Genomic DNA, 19,633 nt, shown 5'->3' on the forward strand with positions numbered 1-19,633 from the left:
ACGGAGGTTCAGGATGTTTCGGTTGCGTCGAGCAGCAGGTATCCGTACCGGGCCTCCGCCTGCGGATCCCCGAAGTGCGCCGCGGAATCAGCCGGAACGATCGGCAGCTCCACCCACTCGGTCTCCGATCCGCGCGGCTCAGCCCAACTCCACGCTCCGTGCCACGACGCGGGCTGCGGTAGCACCACACCTGCCTCCGTCGGCTCCTCCCCCGCCCGTGCCCGCCGGGCTTCCTCGGCCTTGTCGACCCGCTCGGCCGCGAGCAGTGGGCCGAGCCGGAAAGACGCCCGGATCCGCCGCATCGCCTCGGACACCAGGTCGTCGGGCAGCTGCACCTTGGTCACCGGGAGGATGTCCGTGGTGGCATGCACCGCCGCGTACGGATCCATCAGCAGCGTCAGGTGGTGCGTCACCGGCTGGTCCGGGGTGCGGGCGGGCACGGCCAGGCCGTGGCCTTTGTCGATCGGGGTCAGGTAGCCCCCGCCGCCCTGCGGCATGACCGCGTGGAAGAGTTCGTATGAGGTCTCCTGGTCGGGCCCGGTCGCCCCGGCGAAGTATCCGATGAGGCCGTCGCCGAGCCGCTTCTCGTTGCCGAGCCGGACCGGCCAGCGGTAGCCGTCGTACTCCTCCTCCGACTCCCCCAGTACCTGGTCCCAGCTCGGGTTGCTCAGCAGCGGCCCTTCGAGCTCGACGCCCAGATCGGCGCGCACCAGTGCGAGCGGGCGGCCGATGAGCCGCAGCGGAGAGCCGTCCTCCTGGGCCGCGTCGTCGAGGATGGTGTCGAGGGTCTGGTCGATGGTGGCGAGCAGACCGGTGAGTGCGGTGGCGGGTTTGTCCTTCAGGGTGCGGACGAACCGGGCCAGGTGCGGCATGGCGTCCTCGAACTCCTGGGCGTCGACGTCGGGATGGGGCGAGCCGGGGAGCGGTAGCCACACGCTGTCGTCCGTGCCGTCGATGTCCTTGACGACGCGGAGTTCGCCGAGGGAGACGCCGTCGGGGCCGTGGACGACGAGGGTCTGGTCGAGATGGTTGAGCAGCAGCCAGCCGGCCAGGGGGTTTTCCGTCGTGGCCGCGCGGGCCATCGGCGAGAGCCGCTGTCCGTCCACGGCGCGTACGGTCTCCAGCCGGACGCGGGCGCCCTGGAGGAGACGCGGGCCGAGCTGGACGAAGCGGGCCGTGCCGATGAGGTCTTCGTGCAGGACGCGGTCAGGGGCAACGCTCTCGGCGAGGGTGAGGGAGACCTGTTCGTGGTTGCCGCTGTTGACGATGTCGTAGGTGCGGCCGAAGCGGTCGACGATGCGCAGGTCGTGGAAGGTGAACTGGCCGGCGCGGACCGGCTGGAACGGTGTTCCGGGGTCGTCGGCGGGCGGTTCGAGCGGGCCGCCTTCCGGGACGCTCTGGATGTCGCCGACGAGCCTGGCGGTGGCCTCGGGGACGTGCACGGTGGTCCTGGCGGTGCCGTCCTGCTGGACGAGCCAGTCGTGGAAACCGTCGAGGCGCTGGGAGAGCATTCCGGGGTCGCCGAGTTCCTCGCGCAGGGCGAGCAGGCCTTCGGTGGGGGCGCCGGAGTAGGTGTCGAGGTAGCGGTCGATCTGCTTCTGCAGGACGAACGGCGCACTCGGGGTGAGGAACGCCCGGTTCTTGAAGGTGAGCCACCGCAAGTTCGCTTCGCCGCTGCCGGGTTGGGCTCCTCGGCCGGACCATTCGTAGCGGCTGCCGTTGAAGCTCCAGTAGGTGGTGTCGCCGGCCTGGAAGGGCGTGGGGCAGTACTTCAGTTCGTATTCGAGGTGCATGGGCAACCAGGGCTGCCGCCACGGCGCGGTGTACTCGGGGACGGGCCCGGCGACGGCGGCGGGGTCCGCGAGAGCCGCGTCGAGAGCGCCGGGGACCCGGGCCACCTGGTCCAGGAGGGCGAACTCGGCGAGCAGCGGGGTGCAGGCGTCGGGAAGTCCGGCCAGTCCCGGGCTGGGCGGAGTGGTGGGCCGGTCGTAGGTTTTGCCGTCGACGGTGATCCGGGTGATCAGGGCCTCGGGAAGGCGGCAGGGCAGCGGGGTGTCCCGGGTGAGGGGTTCCTTGGCGCCGGTGTCCTTGATGAGCACGACCGGGTCGGCGGGGCGGTAGTAGGACTCGCGGGCGGTGCGCTCCAGTTGGTAGCGCGGGTCGAGTCCGCGTTCGGTCGCGTACTTCCCGATGTCGGCCGCGAGTTCCTCCGGGGTGCCTCCGGTGGGCAGTTGCCTCAACAGCACGAACTGTTCGCCGAGCAAGGCCTTGGTCCGCCCGGCCAAACTCGTCGCATCGCTCTCGTTGAGTTGGACATCAGCTGCGGCGTCGAACCCTGCGGGGTGCTCAGGGGTGAACGCGGGAACCGGCTTGTTGCGCAGCCACCAGATGTTCCACAGGCGCTGCTGAGAGCGGCGGAGCCTGGGCGTGAGGTCGTCGTACTGCCGTTGGACATCGTTGAGTTCGGTCAGCCACCCGGGTTCCGGCGGCGGGGGCGGCAGCTCGTCGTCGCCTTCGACGGGGCGCGCGGTCACCTGCCACACATGGCCGCCGTCGGAGCCGGAGAACCAGGAGTGATGGGTGAGGGTGTCGAGGTCCTCTTGGCCGTCGGCGGTGTCGAGTGTTTCGAGGGTGCCGTGGAAGAGCGAGCGTACGAGGTCCCCGGTGCGCGCGGACCGGGTCTGGCGGGCGGCCAGCCGGCCGAGGGCTTCGGCGCTGCTGCTGCCCAGCGTGAGGATCTTGCTGAGCTCGATGTTGCTCGGTTTTTCGGACTCATAGGTGGCACCTTCGCGCTGCCAGTCGACTCCCAGCGCCGAGCCGCTGTAGAGGGTGCGGTCAAGGGCTTCGGCGGCGGTGTCTTCGGGGGTGTCCCAGCCGAGGGCTTCGAGGAGGTCGGCCGTCCCGCCCGCGCCCGGCGGGAGCAGGCCGGGCACGGACGCGGCGCGGTTGAGGTAGTCGAGTGCGTCGTCGCTGTACCAGCCGACGACGAAGTAGCTCAGCGTCGCGTCGGGTGGGTAGTTGTCCAGGTCGCCTTTGAGGTCCTCAAGGGTGTCGTGGATCGAGAACACGTCTTTGTTGTACGGCTGGTAGGCCGCGAAGCCGGGCAGCCCGGGCCCGGCCGCGGTCAGGTGCGGCTTCTGGGCAGGTGGTTCGGTCCAAGGCGCCTGGGTGAGGTCGTGGCGGCGGCCGAGGAAGGTCAGCTCCAGCGGAGCGCCCTCCGGCGAATCGGGGTTCGGGTGCTTGGTGGTGCCGTAGACGTCGTTGCCGTCGGCGTCCTGGACCGGGCGGCTCTCCAGGTAGTCGCTCTGCACGATCCACCCGACGGCCTTGCGGTCCGCCGCCGCCGCTGTGGTGCTGTAGCGCACGACCAGCCAGCGGTTGGGGACGAAGGGGAAGGTCGTCTCCCCTGTCGTCTGGTCGTAGTGCCCGTTGGCCAGCGCCTCGGGCAGCTGCCAGTGGACGTAGACGCCTTCGCTGTCCGGGCCCATGGTCTCGGTGCCGACGCCGGGGGGCGGCTCCGCGCCCGCGCCCTCCTCGATCATGGCGTCGAAGTTCGGCGTCCACCGGTTGAACGTCTCGGCGGTGCGGGTCAGCCGGTTGACGACAAGGGCGTTCACCTTGACGGGGACGATCAGGTCCGTGGCGCTCATCAGGCGGTCTCCGTCCGGGCAGGGGTGCCGGTGGGGCTGAGGATTTCCTGTTCCAGCGGGGCATTGACGAGTTCCAGGGCCAGTTGTCCGGGGTCCAGGTCGGTGAGCCCGAATTCCCGGGCCAGGGCGGGCACCAGGCCGCCGGTGCCGAACATCTGAAGCACCGCGGGTCCGGTGTCCGGGTCGGAGCGCAGGTGGAGGTCGAAAAGGCTGCCGGTGGCGGGGTAGTAGGTCTCCAGCGGGGTGCCGATCGGCGGGTCGGTGGCCAGGCTGCGCAGGCCGAGGCGGTTCCCGGCGTCGATGCCGTAGTGGATGCCCTGTCCCGGTTCGCGGATGACGACCTTGTCGGGAACGCCGTCCCAGAGGACGAGCAGGATCCTCTTGTCCGGTTTGGCGCGGCGCAGTTCGGTGAGGACGGTGCCGTCCTCGAGGTAGGCGTTGACCTTGATGTCCAGCCAGGCGGGGATGAGTTCGGAGTGGATGAGCAGCCCGCCGGCGGCCCGCTTCGTGTTGCCCGACCGGGCGGTGGCCCGGTTGAGTTCGGGGGCGAGGCGGCTGTCGACGGAGGTGTGCACGCCGACGTCGGCGGCTCCGGCGACGAGCGCGTCCAGCCAGCCGTGGTCGAGGCGGAACATCCGCAGGGATTCCAGGGGCAGCATGCGCGGGTCGGGCACGAGGTGGTGGAACGGCACGCCCTGGAGCAGGCCGAGGCGGGCCTGCCAGGCGGCGATGGTCTCGGCGTTGCGTTCCGCGGTGGTCCGCAGCAGGGAGACGGCGCGTTCTTCCGCGAGCACGGACCTTGACTGTGCACGTGTCATTCTCAACTGCGGTGTCCTGCGTCCGGCGTCGTCCGGGAGCTGCGGGCTCGTGAGCCCGGAGCTGAGCCGCTCGCGGAAGCCTGCGGAAGCGAGTTCGCGCAGCGCGCCGAGGGCGGGCGGGACATCCGGGTCGACCGAGGCCCGCGCCGGATCACCGGCCAGCGCCATCAGTGTCGTCGCCCGGTTGGCGAGTTCGCGGCGGGCCCGGCCGACGGCGGTGGTGTATTCGGGGTCGGCCAGGCCGATGGTGCGACCGAGAGTCCAGGCGACGGCATAGCTGACGTCGAAGATCCCGTGCTCGGGCTCGTAGATGAGCGCGTGGTCGGAGGTGGTGTGCGGGCCGGGGCTGTGCTCGGTGGGCACGTCGAAAGCGGTGACCGGCGTGGCCGGGCCGCGGTACCAGGCGAAGGTGCGTTCGCCGGAGAAGGTCAGCTGCGGGACGGCGGTGTAGCCGAGGGCGAGGCGGTCGCGGACGTAGTCGTCCTCGGTGTCGTCGGTGACCGGTGCGGTCACCGGCAGGCGCAGGGCGAGGTCTTCGGGGTCCGCGGCGCCGGGGGCGACGAGGTTCTCCAGCAGCGCTCCGGGGTCGGCGGCGGGCCCTTCGCTGCTGGTGAAGCTCCAGCTGTGCAGCGAGCACAGGCGGACGGCGGTGGTGCCGCCGGGCAGGGTGCCGGACAGGCGGCCCTCGAAGCCTTCGAGGGAGACGAGGTGGACGGCGTAGTTACCGGGGTTGTGGGGGAAGCGGTTGGCGTTGACGACCGCGTACTCCCCTTCTTCGAGGACTTCGCCGTCGGCCCGGGTCTTGTTCGCGTCGACGACCTTGCGGACGTGGGCGAGGTAGTACATCTCGTCGTCGCGCGGGGCGACCGCGTTGAAGAGGTCCGCCGGGACGTCGATGGTCTGGCACTTGCTCCGAGCCTCAGTCTCGTCGACACCGCCGGACGGCAGGTTCGGGCCCTTGACCCCCGCCTCGGCAGGGTTGCGGAGCTCCTCGACGGTGCGCAGCACGGTGTTCCCGGACGCGGCGGGGTCGTCGGGCAGTTCGTTCTCGCCGAAGACGAGCAGGGCGAGCCAGGGCGGGCGGGCCGGGGGCTGCTCGGCGCGGGTTCCGGCGAGGTTGCGTTCCCAGGGCAGGATCGACCGGCTGAGCGTGATGTGCGGCAGGGTCCTGGTGTAGGCGCCGGTGCTCTCGCGCGGCGGGTAGTAGGCGTGGACGGACGCTTCGCTGAGCACGAAGCGGACGGCCTTGATCTCGAAGGTCTCCTCGGAAGGGAGCAGCTTGTCCTGGGCGTCCAGTTCGCCGCCGGGGTCGCTGAGGGTGTTCTTGACCACGACCCGGTAGTCGCCGGGGGTGGCACGCGGGATCAGGTGGTCGAGGAAGTGGATGCGCAGATCCGGTTCAGCGGGCACGGCCGGTCACCTCGTCGCGGTGGTGGTCAGGGGCGGGGTGGTCAGGCTGCGGCCGGCGAGTGCGGCGTAGCCGGTGAGCGGACTGTCGCTGTCGGCGCCGGGCCCCGCGCCGAGCCGGGCGAGGGTGCTGAGCACGGCGGTACGGCGGGCCTTGACGGTGGGGGCGGCGACGGTGTCGACGATGATCCGGACGCTCTGGTCGTCGGCCCGCGGCTCGGGCCCGGCGGGGTCGGACACGCGCAGGGGCATGCGCCCGTCCGGGAGTCCTTCGTACGACAGCGCCTTCGAGGTGACGGGCCCGGTGTCGGTGCCGTAGTCCGGCGTGGGGAGGGTGATCCTCAGTCCGGTGAGGCGGTTTTCGAGCAGCTGGTCGCCGTCGAGCGCATCACCGGGTTTGGCCAGGGGCTTGCCCCACAGGCCGGGGGCGACCGTGCCGGTGACCGGCTTGACCACCCAGTGATGGTCGGTGGGGTGGAAGGTCGTGCCGTCCTTGGTGATGGTGACCCCGTGGGCGGAGGTGACACCGGTCTTCCGCATGGGGCGGATGTCGATGCTCCCCTCATCGGACTGCTTGATCAGCCGTTCATTGATGTACAGGTGCGAGGCGGGGATGCCGGATTCGGTAGTGAAGGTGAATCCGGCCGAGGAGACGAGGGTCGGTTCCTTGGTGGCCTCTCGCCGGGCGATCTCGCCTTGGTCGGCGTCGGCGAGCAGGCCCTCGTTGGGGATGACCCGGGCGGGTGCGGGGATCTGGGTGCGGAACTCGGGCCAGTCCACGGTGGGGGTGTTGTCGCGGGAGGAGCCGAAGCCGAAGCTGAAGGAGATGAACCAGAGTTTGACGGTGGCCCGGCCCCCGAAGGGCGGCAGCCACAGGTGGAGGTCGATGCCGACCTCGACGGAGATGCGGACCCGGACGAACCAGACCTTGATGGTGGCCGCGACACCGATGCTGATACCGAGCCGGAGATCGAGGTAGAAGGGCTTCCACTGGACCAGCACCTCGAGGTGTGCGGTGAACCACGCGGAGAAGATGCCCTTGTCGTAGACGGCGGCCAGGCGCCCGCCGAACATGAGCGCGGCGGGGGTGATCGCGGCGTAGGCCTCGGCCCGCACGGTGATGTCGCTGGCCGGGGACCACACGAACCCGAGTCGCTTGGGCCGGGGGTAGTGGGCGGGGACGTTGTAGTCGGGGTGGTAGCCGCCGAGGCTGATGGCGAAGTCCCCGGCGCGGCCTCCGCCGGTCCAGACATAGACGGCAATGCCACCGGTGAGTTCGATCGACGGATCGAGCACATAGCTGCCGGGCAGCAGGGCCACGTCCATGGACAGGCAGTGCTCGGCGGAGCTGAAGCCGAGGCTCAGACCGATGTTCACCCTGGCGATGGCCCGGGCGCTCGGGTTGAGGGTCCGCGGCAGGCTGACGGAGGTGCGGCCGAGCAGCATGGCCTTGACGGAGTCGCCGAATTCGATGACGGCGAGGGCCTTGGTCTCGATGAAGCCGAAACTGGTGAACTTCACCCCGGCGGCGACCCAGTACTGGCCCTCGGTGGGGCGGATCCAGCCGGTGGGTCCGGTCAGGGCCTTGAGCGCGTCCTCGGGGGTGTACGGCGTCGGGGCCGGCAGGCCGGGCAGGGCCTGGGCCGCGTCCAGCCGTGCCACCAGAGGGAATTCGGCGATCTCGGCGCCGGTGGGGACCTTCTTGAAGGAGCTGTTGATCCCGAATCCGGCGGAGAAGCCGGTGACGGTGAAGGGCGGCGGGCCGAAGACTGAGGCGCCACCGAGGAGGGAGATCTCACCGTAGATGAAGACTGAGTGCCAGCCTTCGACGCTGCGTGCCCACACGGCCTGGGCGCCGAGTTCGACCGCCATCGCCTGGACCAGGATCAGTCCGGCGAGTTCGAAGTCGAGGGTGGGGTCGTCAGGTGTCTTGTTGAGCAGTCCGCCCTTGAAGCCGATGAGCCCGTCGGCGGCGGTGGCTTCGATGTTCATGCCGTGCAGGAAAGGCAGCAGCGGGAAGCCGCCGCTCATGCCGACGTAGAAGCCGAGTCCGGCGACCTGCCAGGTGAGAGAACCGATCGTGACCTGGCCCTGAAGCTCGATCAGCAGGCCCTTTTTGAAGTCGTAGCGGAATACGATCGACGAGAGGTAGACCGGACCGAACTGCTTGCCGATCACAAACTCGTATTCGAGCTTCGGCTTCTCCGGGCTCTGCGGATCCGGTCCGAACTTCGGCGGGACGGTGATCACCAGCGCCGGGGTCGGCTTGCCCATGACCGCCAGGTAGACCGCCGCACTCACCTTCTTGCCCAGCGGGACCCCAGCTGCCGCGTTCACCACCGGCAACTGCTGGAGCGGGCCGAGGTTGTACTCCGTGACGACCCGGTTGATCTTGATGACGTCTTCGGCGCTGAGGTTCTCGGAGACGTACATGATCTGGAGCGCGGGCAGGGACAGCAGCCCGTTGCCGATCATCGGTCCGACCACCGGCAGCCCGGAACCGCCCCAGTCCGTGCGGACCCGGACCATGGCGACGGTGGTGGCCTTGGGTTTGCCGTCCTGGCCGGTGCGGCCGAGCGCCGTGGTCCGCAGCACCAGCAGTTCCACCGGGTTCGCGCCGGTGCCATGGTCCACCGGCGCTTCGGCGGTGACCATCAGGTTGTCCATCTTGCCCATCGGGTGCTGGTGCAGCTGGACCCGCTCCAGCCAGTCGACCAGCGGTCCGGGCAGTTCCACGCCGTACTCGCCGAGGGCTTCGAGCAGCGGGGTGATCAGCAGCGGCGGTCCGTCGAGGGGCTGGGCCGTGCCGATGGACTCCTTGCGCAGTTCGGCGCGGAACTCCAGCGGTTCGGCGACTGCCCCGCCGAGCTGGAAGCCCACCCAGGGCCCGTTGCCGGGGCACCGTCCGGCCGCGGCCGCGGCCTGTCCGGCGGCCAGCAGGACCCGCAGTGACCGGCCGCCGGACAGTCCGGACAAGTCGACGCGGGCGACGGCGGTCTGGAGCAGCCAGGTCGCCGGGCTCGCCTCGAAGAGCAGCGCGTCGACCGCCGTGCCGGTGGCGAAGAACCGGGCACTGGCCGGCATCTCCTCACCGGCCAAAGTGACTTTGCCGGTCACTGTCAGAGCGGTGCTGTCGGCAGTCGCCTGAGTGAGGGTCAGAATGCCGCTGGGCAGGTGCTCCAGGGCCTCGGACTCGCCGGTCAGCCCGAGCCGCCCGGTGTCGAGCTCGAACGTACCGGCACCCCCCGCCGGGAAGAGTGCAACTAGTTCGTCGACCGTCAGCGCCATGGGTGACCCCCGCCTGTGGACACGGTTGGTTGAGGCGCCCGCGGAAATGCGGGGCCCCTGTGCCGTTATGTGCCGTTACGGAAAATAAAATAGGCGAGGGGCACGGAAACATCAATAAGGAGTGTGCGCATGGTATAGCCATTCGGCCATCACGTCTGGAAAACACCGGCCAGGAACCTGAAAATGGGCACCTCTTTCCCGCCAAACATGATTTCACGCATGTGAGGGGATTTAGGATATTTTACGCGCCACCGAAAGCGGACGCTTGAGCGAAGGGCCGTTCCGAGAATCGATTCGGCCAGCACATTTGCTGACGACCGAGTCCGCTGTCCGCTTCACTTCGCGATCCACCATCCTGAATGAATGACAGAATTGCGGGATTCAGCCATGTACCCCCAGGGCAGCGTCAAAGTCAGTTGGTCAGGTAGCGGGGCGGTCCAGACCGACGGGCGGGTAATCCGACCATGGGAACGCTCGGTGTGGACCTGCTCCCCCACTTCGGGGACCGCGGGTGACAGAGCTGACTGGACACGGGCGAGCAGGGCTGCCCGCTTGGCCTTGACCGCCAGGACGCAGTGCGCGTGTGACGCTGTTCCACCAGGTAGGCACCGGCGGCGCAGCAAGTGTGGGCGGCGTCGACGTTCTGGAGCATCCGTCGGATGGTGGGTTCGCTGGCCGCGCCTTGCCGGCGGGACATCGGCGGTCGGCAGCTTATCGACTAACTTGCGATGGAAATCGCTGGAATTCGAAGTGGCCCCCGCCACGTAGAACGACACACTCAAGTTACGCTCTGCGGGGCGCCCGACTTTTCCCTCATGGTGACATAGATGCAAAAACACGGCTCCTGTGTCGACGACGCTAGATCGATGCCCGTGAAGTAAAGGGCATTTCCAACCCTGATGACATCGTAGACACGAGAGTAACCGGGAGTGTTGGAAACTGTCAGATGAAGGGGACCGCCCGAATGCGTCACGAACTCCAGCAGAGCGGGGTGCGGGTTAGAACAGCTGATTGTTTCGCGTTCCGCCACCTGTACCACTTACCCACACGCCCGGACTGACTGCGTCGCCTCGTGGCTCGATGAGGGCCGGCCGGTTCGGGATCAACCTCAGTCACTGCGGGGTCCAGTCAATGAGTGGCGTCGCCGGGGACGACGCCATCGCGCTGCGGGGTTCGTTGTCTGAGAGCATCACCAACCTCAACCGGACAACAGCCCTGTTCAACTCGGGCGACTGCCCGATGCCGAGTCGGAGTTTGTCCGGCCGTTGCTGCCCGAGTCCTTGCTGGGGCGGAAGCGGCTGGACGACCGCAGGGTCCTGAACGGGATCGTGTGGAAGTTCCGGACCGGGACAGCCTGGCGGGACGTGCCCGAGCGTTACGGACCGTGGGCCACGCTCCCTACGCGCTTTCGCAGGTGGGCGGCGGACGGGACGTTCGACCGGATGCTGCGGGCCACGCAGGCGAAAGCGGACGCGGCGGGCGACATCGAGTTTGGTGTCTGCTCAGTGCCCTGGCAAGGCCGGACGAAAGCGTGATGGAGGGGCCTGCACATGATCGACACCGGCGGCATCGACGTCTTCCTCGGCCTGGACGTCGGCAAGGGCGAACACCACGCCACCGCCGTCACCCAGGCCGGGAAGAAGGCGTTCGACAAGCGGCTTCCCAACACCGAGCCCAAGCTCCGCGAGCTGTTCGCCAAGCTGCAGGCCAAGCACGGAACAGTGCTGGTCGTGGTCGATCAGCCGGCCTCGATCGGGGCTCTTCCTCTGGCGCTCGCCCGCGACATGGACTGCCCGGTCGCCTATCTGCCGGGTCTGACGATGCGGCGGATCGCCGACCTCTATCCAGGTGAGGCGCAGACGGACGCGAGGGACGCGTTCATCATCACGGACGCGGCCCGCGGGATGCCGCACACGCTGCGGACGATCGACGGCGAGGACGAGACGATCGCGGAGCTGGAGATGATCATCGGGTTCGACGACGATCTCGCAGGGGAAGCAACCTGGGGCGCGAACCGGCTGCACGATCTGCTGACCCAGATTCATCCGTCGCTGGAACGGGTGCTGGGTCCGCGGTTGCAGCACCCAGCCGTCCTCGCGCTGCTGGAGCAGTTCGGGTCACCGGACCAGATACGCAAGGCCGGCCGTCGGCGGTTGGTCACCCTGTTACGGCCGAAGGCCCCCGGGATGGCCGAACGGCTGGTCGAGGAAATCTTCGCCGCGTTGGACGAGCAGACCGTCACCGTCCCAGGGACGGAGGCGGCCGCGCTGGACGTCCCTAGCCTCGCCGCCTCGCTCACGGCCGTCATGGACCGGCGCAAGCTGCTGGCCGGGCGGATCGAGGAACTCCTGGAGGCACACCCTCTTTCCGAGGCCCTGACGTCGATGCCAGGAGTCGGCGTCAGGACTGGAGCCAGGATCCTGATCGAGGTCGGTGACGGCAGTAACTTCCCGACCGCCGGCCACCTCGCCGCCTACGTCGGCGTCGGCCTCGCCCCCGCGACCCGCAGCTTGGGCTCATCGACCCGCGGCGAACAGTCCTCCAGACGGGGAAACAAGCAGCTCAAACGGGCCTTCTTCCTCTCCGCGTTCGCCACTACGGGCGACCCGGCATCGCGGGCCTACTACGACACGAAGATCGCCCAAGGGAAGCACCACACCCAAGCCCTGCTCTGCCTCGCCCGACGCCGGGCCGACGTGCTGTTCGCCATACTCCGCGACGGAACCTTCTACGAACCCCGACCGTCTGCCTCGGTCACCTGACCTACGGGTCTGTGAGGAGAACGACTCGATCGGCCTCAACATCGAAGCCGAGCACTGGGTGGCCATGGTGGCCTTCAGGGTCCATCAGCACGGGCTTGGCCAGCCGTCGTCCAATCGCTCGGAGGAAGCCACAGAACACATCAAGTCGATCCTGGCCTTGCAACTCCCGCAGGTCGACGTCGAAGTCGAGTTCATCGTCAGCATAGAACCGGAAGATCGCCAACACATCGGCAGTCGGCCAGACCCGCAGATTCGGGCACTCGGCGTCCGCCGGACAGGACAGCACGGCCTCCGCCCGGGGCGCCGGGAGCACTGCCTCTCCCCCGGAATACTGGCACTTCCATCCCTTCTCCGCGACAAGATCGACAACTGCCTGCCAGTCCTCCACCGAGGCATCAGGAACACGCATGTCCGGCAACGCCCCCATCAAGTCCGGGTCGAAGAAGGAACTCACGTCATCCCACAGCAGGTCAGCCACCCCGCCATATTGCCCAGCTCGCCGACCCAATGCACTCGCGTTTCCCTTAACCAAAGACATAGGGGCCCCCGGCTCGCCCCCTACGGGCACCGCGCTGCCGTGCATGATGCTGGCCCGGGCATACGCCGCCCGCCGAGCAGCTGACCCTCATCTGAGAGAGGACGACGTGGCACCTCGCAAGGAAGCACTGGCACCGGCCGTAGTCAGCAGGATGTCCCCGCTGGAACTGCGGGCATTCGCCCACCTGGCCTGGGCCTCGGCCGCGCACCGGGCCGTCAGCTACCGCGACATCGGCCGGCTCTCGATGCCCAACGGTGACTTCATCGGAGTGCGTACGGCTGTGAAGGTCAGACAGGGTCTGGCCGACAGCGGCCTGCTCGGAGTCCACGGAGCAACCGATGTCCTGCACGCGCCGCTGAGCGTGCGCGTGGCCGGCTATCAGCCGCGGCCGGACCGCGGCCCGCAGAGCGAGCCGGTCGGCCCCGCTGCCGGGTCCCTGGTTCCCTCGGCACGGGACAGATTCGCGGATGCGCCCGATCCTGGAGCGGCCGAGACGATCCCGGCGAGCCAGGCGCGGCCCGGGATGGTCGACGTTGTCTGCGCAGATGAGGCTGCGTCGGCGGTTGTGGGGTGTGGTGCGCGGCAAGGGCCCGATGATCTGTTCTCGCGCCGCTCAGTTCGAGAGGTCCAAGGGGCGCCCGCCCACCGCGCAGGAACTTGCCGTTCTCCTGGGGTGGCAGGACGGCACGCCGGTGGCTCAGGCGCTCGGGCGTCTCACGCAGACTGGCTGGCTGGTGCAGATGCACGGCCTCCTGCGCGTCGGCCCGGCCTACAGGAAGCATCTCGCGGAGGTGGAAACGGCGTCGGCCGCTCGGGCCTGAGCGGGCGCGGCCGCCGGTCAGGGACGTCTTTCGGCTTCCTTGGCAGGGGGGTGTTAGCTCTGATGGACGGGGCAGCCCCCGAGTGGTTCACCCGCTGGGGCGGGGCGGGGAGGACAGAACGTCGCGAGCCCTGGCGGCGGGGCAACTGCCGTCGTCCGGCCACCCGGAGGGCACTTCGCGCGAGGCCCGGCAGAAGGGGAGCCACGGTGCCTCGCGCCTGCTTGACCTTGTCTTGTGATGGCGAGCTTCCGTTTACTCCAGGTAGAGAGCTGCCAAGCGGGGCAGTCGGCGAGTCATTTCGTCGTGGTCATCGAAATCGAAGTTCCAGGTGGGCTCCAGCTCCCGGTAGCGGAGGGTGGGTGGGCTCGCGGGGAGTTGATGACCGGTCGCCGAGATGTGTGCGTCCCAGGCGATGCCCAGCATGTCCTCACCCTCCAGGTCGACACCGTCGGCTGCGGAGGCTCGAACGATGGGCAGTTCTGCCAGGGCATCGGGATCAGTGACTACGCGCTCGAAGACTTGACGGCCCTGAGCGATCAGCCAGCCGCGGAAGTAGTCGAAGCCGTCGTCAGAGCATCCACCGTTGGCGATGTAAGCAGCGGCCCACAGAGGATTGGTGTAGGAGTCGACCATCAGGTCCCACAGAACCCGCTCAGCTGCGACGATCTCCTCGACCGGCCGGGAGGCCAGCAGCGAGGTCGCCTCGCGAGCAACCGCTTCGCCGTCATTCGGGTTGGACGCCTGATTGCGGGCTGCCTCAACGAGCTGCCAGAACTGCTGCTTGTTCATGGAGGCAGAGCCTGCCACCTGGTACTGACATCGGGCCGGTCGCGGGCCCGACCGACCCTGTGAGCGCCTCCATCGCGGCCTCCACCAATGCCGAAACCGGCCCCCCCCGGACGGGGTTCACCGCGAGGCGCTCAGGTTAGGAAAGACTCACGGGAAAAGCTGCCGTGCGAACGGGGGATGCATGTTGCAGGACAAGCTCACAAAATACTGCTCCCAGGCAGAGGAAAGTGCGGAAGTCGCCAAGCTCAGCGCCCAGGGCAGAAATCCCGCGGTGCCTGAGGTGCTGGTCACCGTCACGATCACTCCTTTCGTCACAGCGATAGCCAGCCAGCTCGGAACCGACTTGGGCGAGCGCATACGACAGGCCCTGACGCCGCTTTTGCGCCGTGTCCCCAAGCCCGCGATTTTGCACAGGAGTGCCAGCCTCGACACCGAGGTTGAGCCCTCCACCCTGAAGGTCACCTCGGAAAACGGTTCCCGGATCGAGATCAGCTCCTGGACACCGGTCGATGCCTTGACCGCGCTCCCTCAGATCGACTTCTCGGGGCTGGACGGGCTTGGGAACGTACCTGCAACCGTCCGCTGGATCTCCGACCGATGGCACGCCGTCAGCATCAAGGACGGGGAGATTGTCGACGTTTTTTGGAACCCGACGTCACGCGAGTGGGATAGGCACTGGCCGCAGGGCGATCAGTGGTACCCCTGACGGACCAGGCCAGCGCCAACCTCCCCGCCCGCCGCGGCCGGCCCATTCGAAGCGGCACTCGTCCGCATGCGTGAGCTGCTGCGGCCTGGCGGCACCCTGGTTGTGGTCGGTCTGGCCCGCGAGGCGAGCGTGACGGAGTGGGCGGCGTTGATCGCGGCTGCCCCGATCGTGCGGATCACGAAGGTACGGCGTCGCGCGCGTGGCCCGCAGGGCATGCCGGTCGCCGACCCGCAGATGAGCTACGGGCTGCTGCCCGACGTGCGCTACCGCCGGCATGTGCTGCGCCGGTACTCGCTGACCTGGGAGAAACCGTCCACTGATCCGGCACTGCTGCGCAAGAGCGGTGAGTCCAGTCACCCACCCGATGATGCGCCAGGCGACCCCCGTCAGGTGCTTCGCGCGGTCGACGGCCTCCCGGTAGTCGCGATCGTCGTCCCAGTCCCGGTCCATAGGCACCCCCGGCAGGAACCTACACGTACCGCTTATCCACAGGAACGCACGTTCCCTGGAGGTCGGCTCTACCGTGCTGCTCCTACGATCACGAGGGGGCCTGGGTGAAGCGGGTGGAGTTCACGCGCACGGCCGACGAGGCGCTGGCCGCGATGCCGGACGAAGTCCATGAGGAGGCGCTCGCGCTCATCGACTCCGTGGCCGACGAGCGCGAGCGTGGCGCCGGGCCGATGGCAGCGGCCGACGCCGGTGCTGCGGGGACGGTGCTGGATCGTCTGCGCAGCACTCGGTGGCCTGCTCGTGGTGCTCGATGTCGAACAGGCCGGCTGACCATGCGCAACGGGTGCGGTCGGCGAGGGGTTCCAGCATGCCGGGATGAATCGGCATGGGCTACCCCCTCCCCGATGCGGCATGATGAAAGCCGTTGCGTGGAGGGGGCTTTGGTGCCCAAACGAGTCGACGCCGATAGCTGGCATGCATATGAAGCGGCTGTAAGGGCCCTCCGTGAAGCCCTGCGGGATGTCCCGTTGCCAACCGCCTCTTCATCGTGGACAAGGCCGGACAGGCTGTTTGCCATCGGCCCTCGGCCAGGGTCTGGCCGGTGCCGGCCGCGCGGCAACCCATGCTTGCCTTTGCAGAAGATGACCCGGAAGCAGCCTTGCAGCGGTTCTCTGGGAACCATCCCCTGGATCAGACCCATGACGTGCTGCTAGTCCTAGCCACGGCAACTCTCATGCCGTTCGTTCAGGCGGTGGCTGCGACGCTGGGGACGAGATTCACCAATGCCGTCGACCCTTGGACACGTATGCGGCTCCGTGGGCTCGTGCGCGGTGAGATCCGTCGCGCTGGTTCAGAGCACGGCCCCGGCCCCTGGTTCTCACACGCAATCACATTGTGGTGTCCGTGAACGCGGATATTCCCGCAGAGACACTGGTCCGACTCGTAGAGCTTGACTACGCAGCCTTGGAAGATCATTACGACCTTGGTGCCGCCTCAGTGGAATGGGACGCGGCTAGCGACACATGGTGGGCGCAGGGTGCGTGCCAAGGACGGCTTGCAGCATCGCGCTGGGACCCAGCCCGTAGCGAGTGGATTCACGGTGTCTGGAGGGTCTGAACGGTGAAGCCCCGGACTGTCCGTTGATCAACTGGGATAGGTCCGACAGGATCAGGCACCATTGCGCCGGTCTCTCGAAGGATCGCGGCGACCTCGGCCTGCACGTCTACGTCGTCCCACTCCGGGTGAAGGATCTTCACCTTCGTCGACGTCGACACGGCACCTGTGCGGGCGAGCAGGTCGAGGGTGGTCGCCGTGTTCTGCTCGCTCTCTCGGCCTGTGCGTACAGGTCGCGGGTCCGCTCAGCAAGGGGCTCAACCATGCCTGGGTGGATCGGCATACTCGCCCCCAGGGATTTCGGTAAGTTGCTGACGATTTGGGCCCAGCACTGCAACTCTTGTCGAGGGGAGGGATCAATGACAGATGAGCACACGCCGTCGGCGCCTCGTCGGACGGTGACTCAACACAACGCCGGCAACCTCGAATTGGTAGTCAGCGTGACCACAGGCATGGCCCTGGCTCCGTTCGTGCAGGCGATCTCTCAGCACTTCGGCGGGCGATTAGCTCAGAAGATCGATGAGAGCACGCAGCGTGCCTTGCGGCGCTTCCTGCGGAAGGAGCTTGGAGAGGAACAGGCAAGGGAAGGCGATACAAACCGGGTGATCATGCAGTCGGTGCGTCTGGAGAGTTCACGCGGTTGGACAGTAACGCTCAACGCTGGCGTGCCAGCGGAGGCAATCGCTCAGCTCCTCGTTCTCCACGATGCGCCCACTCCTGACATGCGGACGCCACCCATACCGAGTCTCTTCTGGGTGAACGGACAATGGCTCCTTACAGGCATCGACCCAACGGGCGACAGCGTGATGTTCCACTGGAATGTGGACACTGAAACATGGGCCTCAGCCGGAATGCCCTAACGGATGCGGTGGGGCGGACCAAGAAAACATCACCCGGTGCCCCGTGGTCACGAACATGGCCCAGGCATCCTGAGCGGCGCAATGTACGGCCACACCTGCTTTACGCGGCGAGCGGGTACGTACCCCCTGGATCTGGCGCGTCTGCGGCGCCGGTCTCCCGCAGAATCGCGGCGACCTCATCCTGTACGTCGGTGTCGTCCCACTCCGGGTGAAGGATCTTCACCTTCGCCCGCACGGGCGAGCAGGTCGAGGGTTGTCGCCGTGGCCTGCTCGCTCTCGGCGGCGCCGTCGCCAAACTCCACGCGGGGACGCTCAGGCGTGATGCGGCGGGTGAAGTGACGGCATCGAGAGCCACGCCTAAGGGCTGCCTGAACGGCTGGTGCGCCCGGGCTCCAGGACACGGAGCCAGGGCGGCATGATGTCCTGCGTGATGAACAGTGCAGACCTGCATCCTGCCCAGATACCGGGTTACGGCGGCGGTCCCCTCACGTACCAGGTCGGGCTCTTGGGCGAGCCGCTCTTCTGGCTGGGGCGCCTGTCCTCGTGTGTCCAGAGCGAGGAGGCCGAGGAACTGCTGTTCGGCGCGGACTATGACGCGGCCGGTGACTTCCAGCGGCAGCTGTGGGAGCGGGCGGAGTGCCGGCATTCACGGTTCCGCTCGCTGCTGATCACCGTCTTCACGTGGTCTACCGGACAGTTGCAGACGGCACCGGAACCGACTACCTCCTCCACCACCCCGACTGGGGCCAGGCCGAGGTCCTCGCTCGGGATGACGGGCACTTCATGGGCCCGGGTCTGTCCTGGCCTGAACTCGTGGCAGCCGCGGACAACATGCTGCCCGGCGGCAGCACCACCGATCCCCACTCCCGTCTGTTGCTCCTGCTGCCCGCGTTCGGCGATGCTGCACTACCCGACGACGCTGTTGGCCGCCTGGCGGGTGCGCTATGTGCCCGCACGAGCGTGGAAGACCCCGAGCTACTCGCCGCTGCTCTCCTGGAGGATCAAGGAGCACCCGGACCCGCGCGCTGGACGGCAGCCGGGCGCGGATTCCCCGTGAACGATGGCGAGTACTCCTTCCGCAACCCCACCAACCTCTCGGCCTTGTCAGCCGATCGCCTGGCTCAGGTGGCCACCGCGCTGGCGCCTTGACCCGCACAACAATGTTCAACAGCAAGGGGCGGTGTTTAGAGTCGATTTAGGCTGCTTCCTTCGGATCGCGAAGCGGGAGCCTCTGTCGCCAGCCTGAAGGGGGCGATCGGTGCAGCTAGCCTGGCGGCGTGTCCATCTCCTGGCGGTCCAGCGCCGCAGCGTTCGAGCACATACTGGGTCGGCATGGCGTCGCCGCTGGTGCCTGCGGCGTGGGCTGCCTTTGAGGAGTTCGTGCAGGTACCGGTCGAGGGCATTGAGGGGCCTGAGGACGACGGGGACGGCTTCATCGTTGAGTGGGGCGTCTGGGACTGGACCTGCAACCGGCCCGCGCTGTCTCTTGGGCGACTGCCGGCGGTCAACGAGGACGGGCGATCGGCAGGGCCCCTACGGGCAGCCCCAGTACTGGAAGGTTGAGTTCCAGGCATGCTTCGCCGAGGACCCCGCCTGGGCGGACCTGCACATCAGCGGTGGCGGAGACAGCGGCTTCGATCACGCTGCCATCGGTGAGCCCAGAGCGGATGTGCTCGCCGGGACACGCCTTTTCATCGACCAGGATCCGCTCCTCAGCGCGATGTGGCGGTCTGCTCCGATCGACGTCGAAGTCACGCTCGACCGGGCAGATTAGCCACACCTCCGGGTCATCTGCCCGACCAGAAGAAGATCCCTGCGAGGTAGATGGGGGCGGTCTTGTCGTAGCGGGTGACCAGGCCCGGGATCTGTCCGACCGCGACTACGCCTACGTCTGGCCGACGGGATACACCCGAAGTTCCGGCCCACTCGTGCGTCCTGGTCCTGCTCGGCGCCCGCCTGGACGGCACGAGGCTCCGGTCGCCCTGGCCGAAGGCCTGCGGGAGTTCGCCCAGTTGACGGCGGCCTGCTGCGCGACTCCGCCACGAAGACGTCTTGGGACCCGTCGATTGGCCTCGCCCTGTGCGGGATCTGTTTCACGCATCTCGCCAGGCTGGCGTGCACGTGACCACCCGTGCGGTTCTCCATTGATCTTTTGGCGTACTTGGCGGCCAGCTGACGCGCGGCATCGAGGGTCGCCACTCCTGCCGTCTTGGTCGCGCAGTATGAGCGTTCGGCGCATGGGTTTTGCGTGGCCGCTGCCCGACTTGGCGCAACTTCCGTGTGATGCACGCCACTTACTGGCGGGAACCCTTCACGCATCCGTAAACGGCCGTTCACCTCGGCTGCTCACGGCGTCATTCTGGACTGATGCGCACCCTTCGTGAACACGTTCGGCAGTGGCGCATGATCACGCCGTCACATTTTTCCGGGT

The 19,633-nt window shown here is 67.9% G+C and carries 12 protein-coding genes; 7 read left to right on the forward strand and 5 right to left on the reverse strand.

Annotation, left to right across the window (positions count from 1 at the left end; genetic code table 11):
• Positions 1 to 8 precede the first annotated feature (8 nt).
• From ACZ56E_RS34360 to ACZ56E_RS34370, 3 genes are read right to left on the reverse strand one after another with little or no spacing between them, the layout of a single operon-like run.
• Positions 9 to 3,650 carry a hypothetical protein gene (locus tag ACZ56E_RS34360; RefSeq protein ID WP_471220327.1) on the reverse strand — a complete coding sequence of 1,214 codons (3,642 nt, stop codon included), beginning with the start codon at positions 3,648 to 3,650 and terminating at the stop codon, positions 9 to 11.
• Positions 3,650 to 5,878, reverse strand: coding sequence for a hypothetical protein (locus ACZ56E_RS34365; protein ID WP_471220329.1), 2,229 nt, complete (start codon positions 5,876 to 5,878; stop codon positions 3,650 to 3,652). Before ACZ56E_RS34365 ends, ACZ56E_RS34360 begins: the two co-directional genes overlap by 1 nt.
• A gap of 6 nt (positions 5,879 to 5,884) precedes the next feature.
• Positions 5,885 to 9,163, reverse strand: a complete 3,279-nt coding sequence (locus ACZ56E_RS34370) for a DUF6603 domain-containing protein (RefSeq protein WP_471220331.1) — start codon at positions 9,161 to 9,163, stop codon at positions 5,885 to 5,887.
• 1,232 nt (positions 9,164 to 10,395) lie between these two features.
• Between ACZ56E_RS34370 and ACZ56E_RS34375 the strand changes: the two genes are divergently transcribed.
• Together ACZ56E_RS34375 and ACZ56E_RS34380 are read left to right on the forward strand one after the other, a co-directional pair.
• Positions 10,396 to 10,698: a transposase gene (locus ACZ56E_RS34375; RefSeq protein WP_471220671.1), complete on the forward strand. Its 303-nt coding sequence runs from the start codon at positions 10,396 to 10,398 to the stop codon at positions 10,696 to 10,698.
• Positions 10,699 to 10,713: 15 nt separating this feature from the next.
• Positions 10,714 to 11,925: an IS110 family RNA-guided transposase gene (locus ACZ56E_RS34380; RefSeq protein ID WP_471220333.1), complete on the forward strand. Its 1,212-nt coding sequence runs from the start codon at positions 10,714 to 10,716 to the stop codon at positions 11,923 to 11,925.
• A 1-nt stretch (position 11,926) separates the two neighbouring features.
• Here the strand turns inward: ACZ56E_RS34380 and ACZ56E_RS34385 are convergent, their stop codons facing one another.
• Positions 11,927 to 12,403: a hypothetical protein gene (locus ACZ56E_RS34385; RefSeq protein ID WP_471220335.1), complete on the reverse strand. Its 477-nt coding sequence runs from the start codon at positions 12,401 to 12,403 to the stop codon at positions 11,927 to 11,929.
• A 605-nt stretch (positions 12,404 to 13,008) separates the two neighbouring features.
• On the opposite strand from ACZ56E_RS34385, the gene ACZ56E_RS34390 reads away from it, so the two are divergent.
• A complete protein-coding gene (locus ACZ56E_RS34390) occupies positions 13,009 to 13,284 on the forward strand; it encodes a hypothetical protein (RefSeq protein ID WP_471220337.1) in 276 nt (91 codons plus the stop codon).
• Between the two features lie 252 nt (positions 13,285 to 13,536).
• Here the strand turns inward: ACZ56E_RS34390 and ACZ56E_RS34395 are convergent, their stop codons facing one another.
• The gene (locus ACZ56E_RS34395; RefSeq protein ID WP_471220339.1) at positions 13,537 to 14,073 is read right to left on the reverse strand and encodes a DUF4240 domain-containing protein; all 537 of its coding nucleotides are present in this window, start codon (positions 14,071 to 14,073) and stop codon (positions 13,537 to 13,539) included.
• A gap of 181 nt (positions 14,074 to 14,254) precedes the next feature.
• Here ACZ56E_RS34395 and ACZ56E_RS34400 point away from each other — a divergent pair, with 181 nt between their 5' ends.
• The 4 genes from ACZ56E_RS34400 to ACZ56E_RS34415 all read left to right on the forward strand — a co-directional run bounded on the left by ACZ56E_RS34400 (position 14,255) and on the right by ACZ56E_RS34415 (position 18,351).
• Positions 14,255 to 14,779: a hypothetical protein gene (locus ACZ56E_RS34400; RefSeq protein ID WP_471220341.1), complete on the forward strand. Its 525-nt coding sequence runs from the start codon at positions 14,255 to 14,257 to the stop codon at positions 14,777 to 14,779.
• Positions 14,780 to 14,845: 66 nt separating this feature from the next.
• Positions 14,846 to 15,337 (forward strand): hypothetical protein, encoded by a 492-nt coding sequence (locus tag ACZ56E_RS34405; protein WP_471220343.1) that lies wholly within the window; start codon positions 14,846 to 14,848, stop codon positions 15,335 to 15,337.
• 1,364 nt (positions 15,338 to 16,701) lie between these two features.
• The gene (locus tag ACZ56E_RS34410; protein WP_471220345.1) at positions 16,702 to 17,202 is read left to right on the forward strand and encodes a hypothetical protein; all 501 of its coding nucleotides are present in this window, start codon (positions 16,702 to 16,704) and stop codon (positions 17,200 to 17,202) included.
• Between the two features lie 681 nt (positions 17,203 to 17,883).
• Positions 17,884 to 18,351 carry a hypothetical protein gene (locus ACZ56E_RS34415; protein ID WP_471220347.1) on the forward strand — a complete coding sequence of 156 codons (468 nt, stop codon included), beginning with the start codon at positions 17,884 to 17,886 and terminating at the stop codon, positions 18,349 to 18,351.
• Positions 18,352 to 19,633 lie beyond the last annotated feature (1,282 nt).

Source organism: Streptomyces sp. NPDC039480 (assembly GCF_055597165.1).